Raw genomic sequence first — 14,358 nt, 5'->3', positions numbered from 1 at the left:
GAATTGGACACTGCGGTGTATCTGTAATACCGCGTAATCGTTCTTCGCCGGCAAGTCGGGTCGCCGCATCGCTGGCTCCCACGGTACAAATGTCAGGCCTATAACAAGGAACTCCCATGTCCAAGACTCAATTGTTCGACCTCGACGGCAAGATCGCTTTCGTCTCCGGCGCCAGCCGCGGTATCGGTGAAGCCATCGCCAAACTCCTGGCCCAGCAAGGCGCCCACGTCATCGTCTCGAGCCGTAAACTCGAAGGCTGCCAGCACGTCGCCGACGCCATCATCGCTGCCGGCGGCAAAGCCACCGCCGTCGCGTGCCACATCGGCGAAATGGAACAAATCAGCCAGGTCTTCGCCGGCATCCGCGAACAGTTCGGCCGCCTGGACATCCTGGTCAACAACGCCGCGACCAACCCGCAGTTCTGCAACGTGCTGGACACCGACCTCAGCGCCTTCCAGAAAACCGTCGACGTCAACATCCGCGGCTACTTCTTCATGTCCGTGGAAGCGGGCAAACTGATGCGTGACAACGGTGGTGGCAGCATCATCAACGTGGCATCGATCAACGGCATCTCGCCGGGAATTTTCCAGGGCATCTACTCGGTGACCAAGGCAGCCGTGATCAACATGACCAAGGTGTTCGCCAAGGAATGTGCGCAGTTCGGGATTCGCTGCAACGCCCTGCTGCCGGGCCTGACCGACACCAAGTTTGCCTCGGCGCTGGTGAAGAATGATGCGATTTTGAAGACTGCACTGGCGCAGATCCCGCTGAAGCGCGTGGCGGATCCGAGTGAAATGGCGGGGGCGGTGTTGTATCTGGCGAGTGATGCGTCGAGTTACACCACGGGAGTTTCGCTGAATGTGGATGGCGGTTTTCTTTCCTGAGAAAGTCCGTCAATTGTAGGAGCCCGGCTTGCCGGCGATGGCAATCTCGAGAACGCCATCGCGGTAAGCCTTGCATACCCAAATGTAAAATTACGTCTTTTCAGCCGGGATAATTTTCACCCACAACTCAGGTACAGGGAGCTATTGAGTCACGCACCGAGTCAAAGTGGTCTCCCTTGTCACCTGCCCTTCAGCCCTTGCGTCACCCAACACATCGGTTTTTTCAGACGTGTCACACGTGCGTTGAGGTATCGGAGGTGGGGCGGCGGGAGGTGGCGGCGGTGGACTGGCGCAACCGCTGAGTATCGTTATGCAAAAGGCAAGCGACAAAGGCGCAAACGTGCATTTCCCAAGAATGTTCATAGGTAGGCCCGCGGCAACTGATTGTCAGATATCTGTGAAACAAACGGATTTCCGCCTATTCACGGTCCGGTCACAGAGTTTTACCCACTTATTGCTTATAGCCCACTCGACCGCTTCTGCCACCCCGCATCGATGTTTCTTGCCCAATCCGCCAGTGCAAATGCCTACGACCATTAGATAGGTCACGCCATGCAGTAATCCTGGAATGCCGACTCAATCGTTGTTCCAGTCTCTGCGTGTATTAACCCCCTTGATACCGATGCGCAGCCCTACTCTTCAGAAGAAGCTATTCCTACTTTGTACCCGGAGGGTACGAAGGTGATTCCGGTCCACGATGGAACATCAGGGGAAAAAATCCTTGCCGTTACGAACGCAGGCGTTGTGAAGACAACACGCCAGGTAATACCGTCTTTTACCATCACCTGAGGTTCCGTCGGCGTCACAACAGGTGGAAGCCATGAATCCAACGTTTTCATCTCCACCTGTTTGCCAAGCAAACTATCCCCTACCGGCTTCAACGTAATTTTAAAACTACTACCAGCCTTTACACCGGGTACAAGCCCTGCGTGTGGTACGAATCCGCTCCAAGACGATGACTCCACGTAAATTGAAGAAACCGAATACCAAGGATGAGGAGGCGGCGTGACAATACATGGAAACGTCAAAACCTCAGTAAAGTCCATCGCGAACAATATCAACGTGGCTTTTCCGATAATGGATTGTGGAGTGATTGTAAACTCCGCGATGCCGCCGCTCACTGTCACCCAACCCTTCGGGGCTATATCGATATTGGCCAGTTCGACGTCGACCACCTCCAGCCTGATTTGTTTACCGTCCAACAAGTTCGAAACGATCTTCAAAACATGTGAATCAGGCGCCTTCAGCGCAATCGGCGAACCCGGCAGATGCTCGACTCCATCTACAAATATCTTTGAGCCCTCCCACGAGTCAGGCTCTGAAAACTTTCGGCTCGTTTCGATTTCCATTATGAAACCCCTCTGATAACGCCGTGTTAAAAAGACACGGCCCACTATCAGAAAGATCGGGCAAGAGAGCTACTGTCAAACATGACAGTTCAACTAGAACAAAATGCTATAGCCCCCTTCACTTTTGATAATCCCCTACAGGATCGCATTCGGTCGACCCAGACTATTGCTTTCAAGCTCATAACGCAGTTCTTCGATCAGCGCCTGCACAGCATCCGGCGTTCCGAGCGTTGTTAAGCTCAACCCACTGACCACCAGATCCACCTGCCCGGAAACCGGATGATAGAGCTTCACTGTGAGCGAATGATCCCCCGTAAGCGTGCACTCACAGGCCAGCGGCGAAAAACTGCGTTCCAGTTGCAGACGTAATTGCGCCAGGGAAATCATTGCGATTCACCTTGGCGACGGCGCATAAACCTGAGCGCTCTGAACGTGACCATGTGACGGTTCCTTTTCCTGTATCGAGGGGGACGCGAAGACTCGTATCTCACCCTTACAGCCTAAGAACCGCCGAGCCCGATCAGAACATCCATTTGCACTGCCTCAACTAGTGCATTTGCACCTTACCGCTGCCCTTTAGATCGCCACTCACCGGAAAACAATCCCCGCTCGCGTGCCCAGACAATCGCCTCGCTGCGACTGTGCACATCGAGTTTGGAGTAAACCGTCGATACGTGATTGCGCACCGTATTGGGGGCCAGTTTCAGGCGCGCGGCGATTTCCTTGTCGGCCAGGCCTTCGCAGATCAGGCCGAGCACATCGCGCTCCCGGGCCGTCAGGTCGGTAAACGACACACTGGGCAGTTTCGGCGAATTGACGCTTTTCACATTGGCGAGTTTTTCGATCAGCGTACGGCTGAACCAGGACGCGTCTTGCATCACTTCTTCGATGGCCGCCACCAACTCCAACTCGGTACGTTTGCGCTCGGTAATGTCCATCAACACCAGCAGATAACAAGGGTTGTCCTGAATGTTCACGGTGTCGGTGCAAATCGCGCAATCGATCAGTTGAGCGTCTTTTTTTCGGATACGCACATCGATGCGATCCAGGCGGCCGGTTTTCTCCAGCGCCGCAAACAGCCGAGTGCGGTCGCCTTGGTCGTGGATGAAATCGATCTCCGCGAGGGTCTTGCCCAATACGTCTTCGCTGGGGTACGCGAGCGTATCGAGGAAGGCTTCGTTGACGTCGATCACCACCTGATCGCCAGCACCGCACACGAGGGTGGGCACCGGGGTCAATCGAAAGGCCTTGGCGAAACGTTCCTCGCTCTGGCGCAGGGCAACTTCAGCCTTGTGCCGTGGCTCCATGTCGACGAAAGAAAACAGCATGCAGTCTTCGTCGTTCAGCTCCAGCGGCTGGCCTGCGACGATGACCTGTTTGCTGCTGCCATCGGCCAACTTCAGCTCGGCCTGCATTTGGGGAATGGTGGTGTTTTCGCGCAAACGCTCGATCGCCAGGTCTTTCTTTTCGGCGCCTTCAAGGACGTCCAGTTCATAGGTCGAAACACCGATGACTTGATCGCGGGCATACCCGGTCATGTCCAGAAAACCCGAATTGACCTTGATGTAGCGCAAATCGCTGAGGCGGCAGATCACCGCCGGGGCCGGGTTGGCATTGAAGGTCTTTTCAAAACGCTGCTCGGCGCTGGCCCATTCGGTGACATCGTCCATGATCAGCACCAGCGACTCCGGCGCCCCTGCACTGTCGGCCAGGACCATGCTGCGCACGTTGTGAACCCAGGTGCGCTCCTCGTCGGCGGTCGGCGTCACCTCCACCAACACATCGCTGAAGGTCTCGCCCCGGGCAACCCGGTTGATCGGGTAATTGTCGGCCGCCACCGGGTGGTTATTGCGATAGCGCAACACGAAACGCCGGGCATATTCCCTGGCGTTCGCGCCCAACTCGCTGATCCGGCTGACGCCGTGCATGGCCAGCGCAGCATCATTGGCCCACACAATGGTCTGGTCGAGCTCCAGCAGAATCACCCCGTCGGACAAACCGGCAATGATCTGCTGCAACTGGCGGCGATTGGTTTCGGTGGTCAGGACGTCCTGGCTCATTGGATCTCCACAATGGCGGCCGCGCCAACGTGTGGCGCTCTGTGAAGATTACGACCGCGAGGGGTGGGGATCGTGCGGCAAACATCCGAATCTGTAGGAGCGAAGCTTGCTCGCGAAGGGGCCATCGACTTCACTATCACTGTCGATTGAACAGACGCCTTCGCGAGCAAGCTTCGCTCCTGCATGGGCTTACGCGAATTTCTAACGTTTATGCCGCGAGCTGCCCCCCGGCAATCGCCGCCGAAGCTGCCAGCATCGCCCGCAACAACACCGCACACCCCGCCGCCAGGTCATCCGGCGCGGCGTTTTCGATTTCGTTGTGGCTGATGCCGCCTTCGCACGGGACGAAGATCATCCCCGCCGGGCCGAGTTCCGCTAGGAAGATTGCGTCGTGCCCTGCTCCGCTGACGATGTCCATGTGCGACAAGCCGAGACCTTGCGCGGCACCGCGTACCGCTTCGACGCAGCCCTTGTCGAAGTACAGCGGCGGGAAGTCGGCGGTGGGGGTCAGTTCGTAGGTCAGGCCGTGTTCTTCGCAGGTGGTTTCGATCACTTCACGGACTTCAGCGATCATCGAGTCCAGCCTCGCCGGTTCCAGATGACGGAAGTCCAGGGTCATGCGCACTTCACCGGGGATGACGTTGCGTGAGCCGGGATAGGCTTGCAGGCAACCGACGGTGCCACACGCGTGGGGTTGATGGCCGAGGGCGGCGCGGTTGACCGCACCGACGATCACGGCGGCGCCGACCAGTGCATCCTTACGCAGGTGCATCGGGGTCGGGCCGGCGTGGGCTTCGACGCCGCGCAGTTTCAGGTCGAACCATTTCTGCCCGAGGGCGCCCATCACCACACCGATGGTTTTGTGTTCGTCCTCAAGGATCGGGCCTTGCTCGATGTGGGCTTCGAAATACGCGCCGACCGCGTGACCGCTGACTTTTCGTGGTCCGGCATAGCCGATGGCGTTCAGCGCTTCACCGACGGTAATGCCTTCGGCGTCGACCTTGGCGAGGGTTTCTTCGAGGGTGAATTTTTCCGCAAACACGCCAGAGCCCATCATGCACGGGGCGAAACGCGAGCCTTCTTCGTTGGTCCAGACCACCACTTCCAACGGCGCTTCGGTTTCCACGCCCAGGTCGTTGAGGGTGCGCAGCACTTCGACCCCGGCCAGTACGCCGAAGCAGCCGTCGAACTTGCCGCCGGTGGGTTGGGTGTCGATGTGGCTGCCGGTCATCACCGGCGGCAGGTTCGGGTTACGGCCGGGACGACGGGCGAAGATGTTGCCGACGGCGTCGATGCTGACGGTGCACCCAGCCTCCTCGCACCACCTGACGAAAATGTCCCGGGCCTGGCGATCGAGGTCGGTCAGGGCCAAGCGACATACGCCGCCCTTGACCGTGGCGCCGAGTTTGGCCAGGTCCATGAGCGACTGCCACAGGCGATCGCGGTTGATGTGCTGATGGGTGGATTGCAGAACGTCTACGGCCGCGTTCATGGTGATCTCCTCAGGCAGTTGTTATAGGTTTTTCAGGCAATTCTTTGGTGTTTGTGGCGCCGCCTTCGCGGGCAAGCCTCGCTCCTACAGGTTTGCGTATTCCTTGTAGGAGCGAAGCTTGCTCGCGAAGAGGCCAGTGCTCACACCGGAGATTTCGCGATAGACGGGCTTGGCCGCACCGAGCACAACCCGTAATAAATCAACCCGCCCAGCGCCGAGCCAGTGAACCAGCCATAACTGTAAAACCAGCTGAACGCATCGCTGCCCAACGACAGCAACGTCAGCACCACCGGCACGCCGAACGCGATAAATCCATACCAGTTCCACGCCGGGTACACGTCATCGCGATACAACCCGGCCAGGTCCAGTTGCTGTTTCTTGATCAGGAAATAGTCCACCACCATGATCCCGGCGATAGGCCCGAGCAGGCTCGAATAACCCAGCAGCCAGTTCGAATAGACCGTTTCCAGGCTCAGGTCCGAGACAATCAACCCAAGTTTCTTCAGCAACTCATGGCCCATCAGCAACAACCCCACCAGCCCGGTCAGCAACACCGCCTTGGTGCGGTTGATCACCTTCGGCGCGATGTTCTGGAAGTCGTTGGTCGGCGACACGATGTTGGCCGCGGTGTTGGTGGACAGCGTGGCAATGATGATCAACGCCATGGCCAGCGCCACCCAGACCGGGCTCTGGATATGGCCGATCAACGTCACGGGATCGGAGACGGTCACGCCCACCAGTTTCACCGACGCGGCAGTCATCACCACGCCCAGCGAGGCGAACAGGAACATGGTCAGCGGCAAGCCGATGATCTGCCCGACAATCTGGTCTTTCTGGCTCTTCGCATAGCGGCTGAAGTCGGGAATATTCAGCGACAACGTCGCCCAGAATCCGACCATCGCGGTCAACCCGGCGGCGAAATAGCTGACCACACTGGCGCCTTCCGGACGCTTGGCCGGGATCGCCAGCAACTCGGTCATCGACACGTTCGGCATCGCCCACACCAGCAGACCGACACCCACCAGCACCAGCAGCGGCGCGGACAGCGTTTCAAGCCATTTGATCGAGTCGGCGCCGCGAATCACCACCCACAGGTTCAGCGCCCAGAAGACCATGAAACCGATGACTTCACCGGTGCCACCGAGGGATTTCCAGCCCTCGAACACCGAGCCCAGAAACAGGTGAATCGCCAGCCCGCCGAACATCGTCTGGATGCCGAACCAGCCACACGCCACCAGCGCACGGATCAGGCAGGGAATATTGGAACCGAGGATGCCGAAAGACGAACGCAGCAACACCGGGAACGGAATGCCGTATTTAGTACCGGGAAACGCATTCAGGGTCAGCGGGATCAACACAATGATGTTGGCGAGCAGAATTGCCACCAGCGCCTCGCCCACCGTCAGGCCGAAATACGCGGTCAGCACACCGCCGAGGGTGTAGGTCGGCACGCAGATCGCCATGCCGACCCACAGCGCGGTGATGTGCCATTTGTTCCAGGTTCGTTCGCGCACCTTGGTCGGTGCCATGTCGTGGTTGTATCGGGGACTGTCGAGGACATCGCTGCCGGCTTCGAGCTCGAACAAGCCGTCGCGTTCGGTCACTTGCGATCTGATCTGTTGCATGGCCGCTCCACTGTTCTTTGAATTATTTTTTGCTCATCGGGGGCTGGCGGCATCAATAAACGTGCCGGGCACTCCGAATGCGCATCGGGCAGTTCCATAAAAGCTTTGCAACTAACTGATGTTGATCAGTTTTATATCTATCTCCAGTGAGTACTCGGCGACGTGTCTGTTCTCTCAGGCTAAAGGCCAGGCAAGTTGTCCGAACCGTCAGGACTCAATCTGGTGCATCGATCTTTTTTTCAAAGTTGCGCATCAACCATAGACCATTCTCAAGCGGCTGATTTCACATAAGAAATCTCGTCTATTTTTGGAACCTGTCAAGTGCGTCAAAATGGTGAGAGGCCTCACCATTTTGGTGATTAATCGATTTAGTTGTTATTTATCAATAGCTTAAAACGGTTATATGCTTATAAAAAATATTCTTGCTCAATCCTTGAACTCATACTAGCTTCTAATCCTGACAGCGTTGACAGGAATACGACCGTTAACGCCAGCTGCCTATAAAACAGTTAGAACTGACACCAGTCAGTCATTGCCTGCGAGGAACTCGGAATGTCTCTGTTGATCCGTGGCGCCACCGTTATTACCCATGATGAAAGTTATCGCGCCGACGTCTATTGCGCCGACGGCGTGATCAAAGCCATCGGTGACAATCTTGATGTTCCGGCGGGTGCCGAAGTGCTCGACGGCAGCGGCCAATACCTGATGCCCGGCGGCATCGACCCGCACACGCACATGCAACTGCCTTTCATGGGCACCGTGGCCAGTGAAGACTTTTTCAGTGGCACGGCGGCGGGACTTGCCGGTGGCACCACGTCGATCATCGACTTCGTGATTCCCAACCCGCAGCAGTCGTTGATGGAAGCGTTTCATCAGTGGCGCGGCTGGGCGGAAAAATCAGCGTCGGACTATGGCTTCCACGTGGCGATCACCTGGTGGAGCGAGCAGGTCCGTGAGGAAATGGCCGAGCTGGTCAGCCATCACGGGGTCAACAGCTTCAAGCATTTCATGGCCTACAAGAACGCGATAATGGCGGCCGATGACACCCTCGTAGCGAGTTTCGAGCGCTGCCTGGAATTGGGCGCCGTGCCGACCGTGCATGCGGAAAACGGCGAACTGGTTTATCACCTGCAACGCAAGTTGATGGCCCAAGGCATTACCGGCCCTGAAGCGCATCCGCTGTCGCGCCCTTCGCAAGTCGAAGGTGAAGCGGCGAGCCGGGCGATTCGTATCGCCGAAACCCTGGGCACGCCGCTGTACCTGGTTCACGTGTCGACCAAGGAAGCCCTCGACGAAATCACCTATGCCCGCAGCAAAGGCCAGCAAGTCTACGGTGAAGTGCTGGCCGGGCATTTGCTGCTGGATGACAGCGTCTACCAGCATCCGGACTGGCAGACCGCCGCCGGTTATGTGATGAGCCCGCCCTTCCGTCCTCGTGGCCATCAGGAAGCGCTTTGGCATGGATTGCAGTCCGGCAACCTGCACACCACCGCCACCGACCACTGCTGTTTCTGCGCCGAGCAAAAAGCCGCGGGGCGTGACGACTTCAGCAAGATCCCGAATGGCACTGCCGGTATCGAAGACCGCATGGCCGTGTTGTGGGATGAAGGAGTGAACACCGGGCGTTTTTCGATGCAGCACTTTGTGGCGCTCACCTCCACCAACACCGCGAAGATCTTCAACCTCTACCCGCGTAAAGGTGCGATTCGCGTGGGTGCCGATGCGGATCTGGTGCTGTGGGATCCCGAAGGCACACGGACGATTTCGGCGAAGACGCATCACCAACAGGTCGACTTCAACATCTTCGAAGGCAAGACCGTGCGCGGTGTGCCGAGCCACACGATCAGCCAGGGTCGGGTGGTCTGGGCAGACGGGGATTTGCGCGCCGAGCGTGGAGCCGGGCGTTATGTCGAACGGCCGGCGTATCCGGCGGTGTTTGATTTGCTGAGCAAACGGGCGGAGTTGAATCAGCCGGTTGCTGTGAAACGCTGAGATCGAGGCCTTCGGCCTTCGCGGGCAAGCCTCGCTCCTACGGTGGATCGCATTTCAAACTGTAGGAGCGAGGCTTGCCCGCGAAGAGGCCGGCCCAGACAACAAAAAAACCAATGCCCATCAGAGGCAGTTACCTCAAATAACCGTGAGGCCAACACCGTGATCAAGACCCTGACCCACCTCCCGCATCCCGTTGAGAATGCGGCCGCCCTCGCCGGCCACTTCACCGATCTGGCGCCGCCGCTCAACGATCGCCAGGCGCACCTGGAAGCCTCGCGCTGCCTGTATTGCTACGACGCGCCGTGCGTGAACGCCTGTCCGAGCGACATCGACATTCCCTCGTTCATCCGCAATATCCATCAGGACAACGTGCAAGGCGCGGCGCAAAAAATCCTCTCGGCGAACATCCTCGGCGGCAGTTGCGCCCGGGTCTGTCCGACCGAAATCCTCTGCCAGCAAGCGTGTGTGCGCAACAACGACCATGAATGCGCGCCCGTCTTGATCGGCCTCTTGCAACGTTACGCCGTGGACAACGCGCACTTTAGCGAACACCCCTTCCCGCGCGCGGCTGCAACCGGCAAACGCATCGCGGTGGTAGGGGCTGGTCCGGCCGGTTTGTCCTGCGCTCATCGCAGTGCCATGCACGGGCATGACGTGGTGATTTTCGAAGCACGGGAAAAGGCTGGTGGCCTCAACGAATACGGAATAGCCAAGTACAAACTGGTGGACGATTACGCACAGAAGGAGCTGGATTTCCTGTTGCAGATCGGTGGCATCGAAATCCGTCACGGGCAGAAACTCGGTGAAAACCTGACCTTGAGCGACCTGCATCAGCAATTCGACGCGGTGTTCCTCGGCCTCGGTCTCAATGCCAGCAAACAGCTTGGACTGAATCACGAGGACGCACCCGGCCTGCTCGCCGCCACCGAATACATCCGCGAGTTACGCCAGGCCGATGACCTGACACAACTGCCTTTGGCCGACCATTGCATCGTCCTCGGCGCCGGCAACACCGCCATCGACATGGCCGTGCAAATGGCCCGCCTCGGCGCGCATGACGTGAATCTGGTGTACCGCCGCGGTGTCGAGGACATGGGCGCCACCCACCATGAACAAGACATCGCCAAAGCCAATCAGGTGCGCTTGCTGACGTGGGCGCAACCCGAAGAAGTATTGCTCGATGCTCAAGGCCACGTGCGCGGCATGCGCTTCGCCCGCACACAGTTGGTGGAAGGTCGCCTGCAAACCACCGGCGAAACCTTCGAACTGGTCGCCGATGCGATCTTCAAAGCCATCGGCCAGGCCTTTGACTCAAGCGCCCTCAGCGACCCGCTGGCCCGTGAACTCAAGCGTCAGGGCGATCGGATTGCCGTCGATGAACAGCTGCGCACCAGCATCCCCGGCGTGTATGCCGGCGGCGACTGCACTAGCCTCGATCAGGACCTCACCGTGCAAGCCGTGCAGCACGGCAAGCTGGCTGCCGAGGCGATCAACGCTCAATTGATGCTCAACGTGGAGGCTGCGTAAATGGCCGATCTTTCGATTGTCTTCGCCGGCATCAAATCCCCCAACCCATTCTGGCTGGCCTCTGCGCCGCCGACTGACAAGGCCTACAACGTGGTCCGCGCCTTTGAGGCCGGCTGGGGTGGCGTGGTCTGGAAAACCCTGGGTGAAGACCCGGCGGCGGTCAACGTGTCGTCGCGCTACTCGGCGCATTTCGGCGCCAACCGTGAAGTGCTGGGCTTCAATAACATCGAGCTGATCACCGACCGCTCGCTGGAGATCAACCTGCGGGAAATCACCCAGGTGAAAAAGGATTGGCCGGACCGCGCCTTGATCGTGTCGCTGATGGTGCCCTGCGTCGAAGAATCCTGGAAACACATCCTGCCGCTGGTGGAAGCCACCGGCGCCGACGGCATCGAGCTGAACTTCGGCTGCCCTCACGGCATGCCGGAACGGGGCATGGGCGCGGCCGTCGGTCAGGTGCCGGAGTATGTCGAGCAGGTCACCCGCTGGTGCAAGACGTATTGCTCGCTGCCGGTAATCGTCAAGCTCACGCCGAACATCACCGACATCCGCGTTGCCGCCCGCGCGGCCCATCGCGGCGGTGCCGATGCGGTGTCGCTGATCAACACGATCAACTCGATCACCAGCGTTAACCTGGAACGCATGGTCGCCAATCCCATCGTCGGCAGCCAAAGCACTCACGGTGGTTATTGCGGCTCGGCGGTGAAGCCGATTGCGTTGAACATGGTCGCCGAGATTGCACGCGACCCGCAGACTCAAGGCTTGCCGATCTCCGGTATTGGCGGCATCGGCAACTGGCGCGACGCGGCGGAATTCATCGCGCTGGGCAGCGGCTCGGTGCAGGTGTGCACGGCGGCGATGCTGCATGGTTTCCGGATTGTCGAGGACATGAAGGACGGTTTGTCACGCTGGATGGACAGCAAGGGCTACGCCAGCGTGTCGGAATTTTCCGGGCGCGCGGTGGGCAATACCACGGACTGGAAGTACCTGGACATCAACTATCAGGTGATCGCGAAAATTGACCAGGAGGCGTGTATCGGTTGCGGTCGCTGCCATATCGCTTGCGAAGACACCTCGCACCAGGCGGTGGCCAGCCTCAGGCAGGCGGATGGGACGCACAAATATGAAGTGATCGATGACGAGTGTGTGGGCTGCAATTTGTGCCAGATCACTTGCCCGGTGCAGGACTGCATCGAGATGGTGCCGATGGAGAACGGGAAGCCGTTTCTGGATTGGAATCATGATCCGAGGAATCCGTATCATGTCGCCGTCTAAAATCTGCTGCGCCTGATCTGACGCCTTCGCGGGCAAGCCTCGCTCCTACAGGTACAGCGCGGTACCTGTAGGAGCGAGGCTTGCCCGCGAAGAGGCCATCAGCAACACCCGAGATATCAGGGCTCCAACCCGATCCCGCGCAAAATCACGCTCGTCACCGTCTGCACCGCCCGCTCGAACTGCATGTCCGACAGCGGCTGGTGATCGTTCAGAATATTCACCTGATGATCAAAGTCGGCGTAATGCTGAGTCGACGCCCAGATCATGTACAGCAGGCTGGAAGGCTCCACCGGCAGGATGCGTTTGTCGTCCACCCACTGGCGAATTTTCGCTTCTTTCATCTTGGCCCAGTCGTACAGGCTGGCGTCGAGTTTCTCACCCAGCGTCGGCGCGCCGTGGATGATTTCGTTGGCCCAGACTTTCGAGCCGTAAGGCCGGCTGCGCGAGTGGTTCATCTTGGCGCGGATGTAACTGCTGAGCACCACGCGCGGGTCATCGAACATCTCGAAGCACAGCGCATCCTGCTTCCACACTTCAAGCAAATCGAACAGCACGGCACTGTAGAGCTCGGTCTTGGTGCTGAAGTAGTAATGCAGATTGGAGCGCGGCAGTTGCACTTCGGCGGCGATATCCGCCATGGCAGTGCCGCCGAAACCTTTTTCGGCGAAGACCTTTTCGGCCCCGAGCAGAATTTTTTCGACGTTACTGCGGCGAATCTCGATCTTGTGATTGCCCATGAGGGCTCCCTGACAACAGCGTTGCTCAAGACTAGCATCCGCCCTACATCGCGGCGACAGCGGAAAACGAAACTTCGTACACCCGCCCGCTCACGCTCGCAGTTAAACTGTCGCCCTTCTTCGAACCTGCCTCTGAGGTATCCACGATGCTTTTCAAGAAAACCCTGACCGCCGCCGCCCTGCTCGGCTCACTGCTCGCCGCTTCGTCGGTGTTTGCCCATGCCCATCTGAAAAGCCAGACGCCGGCTGCCGACAGCACCGTCAGTGCACCGTCGGATTTGCGCCTGGTGTTCTCCGAAGGTGTCGAAGCGGCATTCACCAAAGTCACGATCAGCAAGGACGGCGCCAACGTTGCGGTGAAAGGCCTGGCCACCGAAGGCAGCGATAAAAAGACCCTGGTCGTGACCCCGGCTGCGCCACTGGCGGCGGGCGCCTACAAAGTCGAATGGCATGCGGTGTCGGTCGATACCCACAAAAGCGAAGGCGCCTACAGCTTCAAGGTTGGCCAGTAATTCATGACGAGCGCGATGGTGCTGTGCCGCTTCCTGCATTTCACCGTGGTGCTGATGCTGTTCGGGGTCTGGGTATTCAGGCCGCTGCTGTTGGGTCATGAGGCGTTGCTGGACAAAACGCTGGCGCGAGTCAGCCGCTGGCTCGCCTCGGTCGCATTGGTCAGCTGCATCGCCTGGCTGCTGCTGATCACCGTCAGCATGGCCGGTGCGTGGGAGGCAGCGTTCGATCCGTCGACCTTGCGCCTGGTGCTGGGCAATACGTTTTTCGGCCAGGTCTGGCGCTGGCATCTGCTGCTCAATGGTTTGCTGATGGTTGTGCTGCTGACGCCGCTTCACGCCAGCCTGCCCTTGCGCCTGGTCCTCGGCGGCCTGCTGCTGGCGACGTTGGCGCCGGTCGGTCACGGCGCGATGCTCGATGGCCTCAGCGGCCAGTTGCTGATCCTCAATCAAATCATTCACCTGACCTGCGTCGGAGCCTGGCTCGGTGGCTTGTTGCTGCTGGTGATGATCCTGCGGCAACCGGCTGGCCATGCTGTCCGCGAAATACTGCAACGCTTCAGCGGCGTCGGTTATGCGCTGGTGGCGGGACTGGTGATCACCGGGTTGATCAATGTGCGGGTGCTGACCGGGCAGTTCTGGCCGACCCCGTTGCTGTCCGGGTTTGCCTTGATTCTGCTGATCAAGGTGCTGCTGGTGAGTGCGATGCTGGGGTTGGCGCTGTTCAATCGGCAGCGGATCAAGGAGTGCGAGCAGCGCATGGCGACGCTCAAAACCAGCGTGATTATGGAGTGGCTGCTGGGCATTGGCGCGGTGGCGGCAGTCTCCCTCCTGGGCACCATGCCCCCGATGATTACCGGATAAAACACGCCCCTGTAGGAGCCGGCTTGCCGGCGATGGCGTACTTG

General features: G+C 58.9%; 12 protein-coding genes. 6 read left to right on the top strand and 6 right to left on the bottom strand.

Annotation, left to right across the window (positions count from 1 at the left end; translation table 11 throughout):
* The first annotated feature begins 116 nt into the window (after nucleotides 1-116).
* The gene (locus tag KGA97_RS26810; RefSeq protein WP_008036792.1) at nucleotides 117-884 is read left to right on the top strand and encodes an SDR family oxidoreductase; all 768 of its coding nucleotides are present in this window, start codon (nucleotides 117-119) and stop codon (nucleotides 882-884) included.
* Nucleotides 885-1,516: 632 nt separating this feature from the next.
* Here KGA97_RS26810 and KGA97_RS26805 read toward each other — a convergent pair.
* The 5 genes from KGA97_RS26805 to KGA97_RS26785 all read right to left on the bottom strand — a co-directional run bounded on the left by KGA97_RS26805 (nucleotide 1,517) and on the right by KGA97_RS26785 (nucleotide 7,410).
* On the bottom strand, nucleotides 1,517-2,233 hold the full coding sequence (locus KGA97_RS26805) for a hypothetical protein (RefSeq protein ID WP_223481817.1): 717 nt from the start codon (nucleotides 2,231-2,233) through the stop codon (nucleotides 1,517-1,519).
* 135 nt (nucleotides 2,234-2,368) lie between these two features.
* Nucleotides 2,369-2,620: a DUF1652 domain-containing protein gene (locus KGA97_RS26800; RefSeq protein ID WP_207285651.1), complete on the bottom strand. Its 252-nt coding sequence runs from the start codon at nucleotides 2,618-2,620 to the stop codon at nucleotides 2,369-2,371.
* 176 nt (nucleotides 2,621-2,796) lie between these two features.
* Nucleotides 2,797-4,293: a helix-turn-helix transcriptional regulator gene (locus tag KGA97_RS26795; RefSeq protein ID WP_223481816.1), complete on the bottom strand. Its 1,497-nt coding sequence runs from the start codon at nucleotides 4,291-4,293 to the stop codon at nucleotides 2,797-2,799.
* Between the two features lie 208 nt (nucleotides 4,294-4,501).
* Entirely contained in the window at nucleotides 4,502-5,785 is a 1,284-nt protein-coding gene (locus KGA97_RS26790) for a Zn-dependent hydrolase (protein ID WP_223481815.1), read from the bottom strand.
* 140 nt (nucleotides 5,786-5,925) lie between these two features.
* Entirely contained in the window at nucleotides 5,926-7,410 is a 1,485-nt protein-coding gene (locus KGA97_RS26785) for an NCS1 family nucleobase:cation symporter-1 (protein WP_008036778.1), read from the bottom strand.
* Nucleotides 7,411-7,962: 552 nt separating this feature from the next.
* Here KGA97_RS26785 and hydA point away from each other — a divergent pair.
* The 3 genes from hydA (at nucleotide 7,963) to preA (ending at nucleotide 12,204) form a co-directional block, all read left to right on the top strand.
* The gene (gene hydA, locus KGA97_RS26780; protein WP_008036777.1) at nucleotides 7,963-9,402 is read left to right on the top strand and encodes a dihydropyrimidinase; all 1,440 of its coding nucleotides are present in this window, start codon (nucleotides 7,963-7,965) and stop codon (nucleotides 9,400-9,402) included.
* A gap of 159 nt (nucleotides 9,403-9,561) precedes the next feature.
* Nucleotides 9,562-10,929, top strand: a complete 1,368-nt coding sequence (locus KGA97_RS26775; protein WP_207285649.1) for an NAD(P)-dependent oxidoreductase — start codon at nucleotides 9,562-9,564, stop codon at nucleotides 10,927-10,929.
* Nucleotides 10,930-12,204: an NAD-dependent dihydropyrimidine dehydrogenase subunit PreA gene (preA, locus tag KGA97_RS26770; protein WP_223481814.1), complete on the top strand. Its 1,275-nt coding sequence runs from the start codon at nucleotides 10,930-10,932 to the stop codon at nucleotides 12,202-12,204.
* Nucleotides 12,205-12,320: 116 nt separating this feature from the next.
* Here preA and KGA97_RS26765 read toward each other — a convergent pair whose 3' ends face one another.
* Nucleotides 12,321-12,941, bottom strand: coding sequence for a TetR/AcrR family transcriptional regulator (locus tag KGA97_RS26765; protein WP_008024841.1), 621 nt, complete (start codon nucleotides 12,939-12,941; stop codon nucleotides 12,321-12,323).
* A gap of 146 nt (nucleotides 12,942-13,087) precedes the next feature.
* On the opposite strand from KGA97_RS26765, the gene copC reads away from it, so the two are divergent.
* Nucleotides 13,088-13,453, top strand: coding sequence for a copper homeostasis periplasmic binding protein CopC (gene copC, locus KGA97_RS26760; RefSeq protein WP_207285647.1), 366 nt, complete (start codon nucleotides 13,088-13,090; stop codon nucleotides 13,451-13,453).
* Between the two features lie 3 nt (nucleotides 13,454-13,456).
* Nucleotides 13,457-14,314, top strand: coding sequence for a copper homeostasis membrane protein CopD (gene copD, locus KGA97_RS26755; RefSeq protein WP_223481813.1), 858 nt, complete (start codon nucleotides 13,457-13,459; stop codon nucleotides 14,312-14,314).
* The last annotated feature ends 44 nt before the right edge of the window (nucleotides 14,315-14,358 follow it).

The organism is Pseudomonas sp. BF-B-15, from assembly GCF_019946675.1.
Taxonomy (GTDB): Bacteria; Pseudomonadota; Gammaproteobacteria; order Pseudomonadales; family Pseudomonadaceae; genus Aquipseudomonas; species Aquipseudomonas migulae.
This window is presented reverse-complemented; position numbering and strand designations above follow the sequence as displayed.

Coding starts and splice junctions, on each gene's coding strand:
- KGA97_RS26810 (WP_008036792.1), top strand. CDS start 117: ATGTCCAAGACTCAATTGTTCGACCTCGACGGCAAGATCGCTTTCGTC.
- KGA97_RS26805 (WP_223481817.1), bottom strand. CDS start 2,233: ATGGAAATCGAAACGAGCCGAAAGTTTTCAGAGCCTGACTCGTGGGAG.
- KGA97_RS26800 (WP_207285651.1), bottom strand. CDS start 2,620: ATGATTTCCCTGGCGCAATTACGTCTGCAACTGGAACGCAGTTTTTCG.
- KGA97_RS26795 (WP_223481816.1), bottom strand. CDS start 4,293: ATGAGCCAGGACGTCCTGACCACCGAAACCAATCGCCGCCAGTTGCAG.
- KGA97_RS26790 (WP_223481815.1), bottom strand. CDS start 5,785: ATGAACGCGGCCGTAGACGTTCTGCAATCCACCCATCAGCACATCAAC.
- KGA97_RS26785 (WP_008036778.1), bottom strand. CDS start 7,410: ATGCAACAGATCAGATCGCAAGTGACCGAACGCGACGGCTTGTTCGAG.
- hydA (WP_008036777.1), top strand. CDS start 7,963: ATGTCTCTGTTGATCCGTGGCGCCACCGTTATTACCCATGATGAAAGT.
- preA (WP_223481814.1), top strand. CDS start 10,930: ATGGCCGATCTTTCGATTGTCTTCGCCGGCATCAAATCCCCCAACCCA.
- KGA97_RS26765 (WP_008024841.1), bottom strand. CDS start 12,941: ATGGGCAATCACAAGATCGAGATTCGCCGCAGTAACGTCGAAAAAATT.
- copC (WP_207285647.1), top strand. CDS start 13,088: ATGCTTTTCAAGAAAACCCTGACCGCCGCCGCCCTGCTCGGCTCACTG.
- copD (WP_223481813.1), top strand. CDS start 13,457: ATGACGAGCGCGATGGTGCTGTGCCGCTTCCTGCATTTCACCGTGGTG.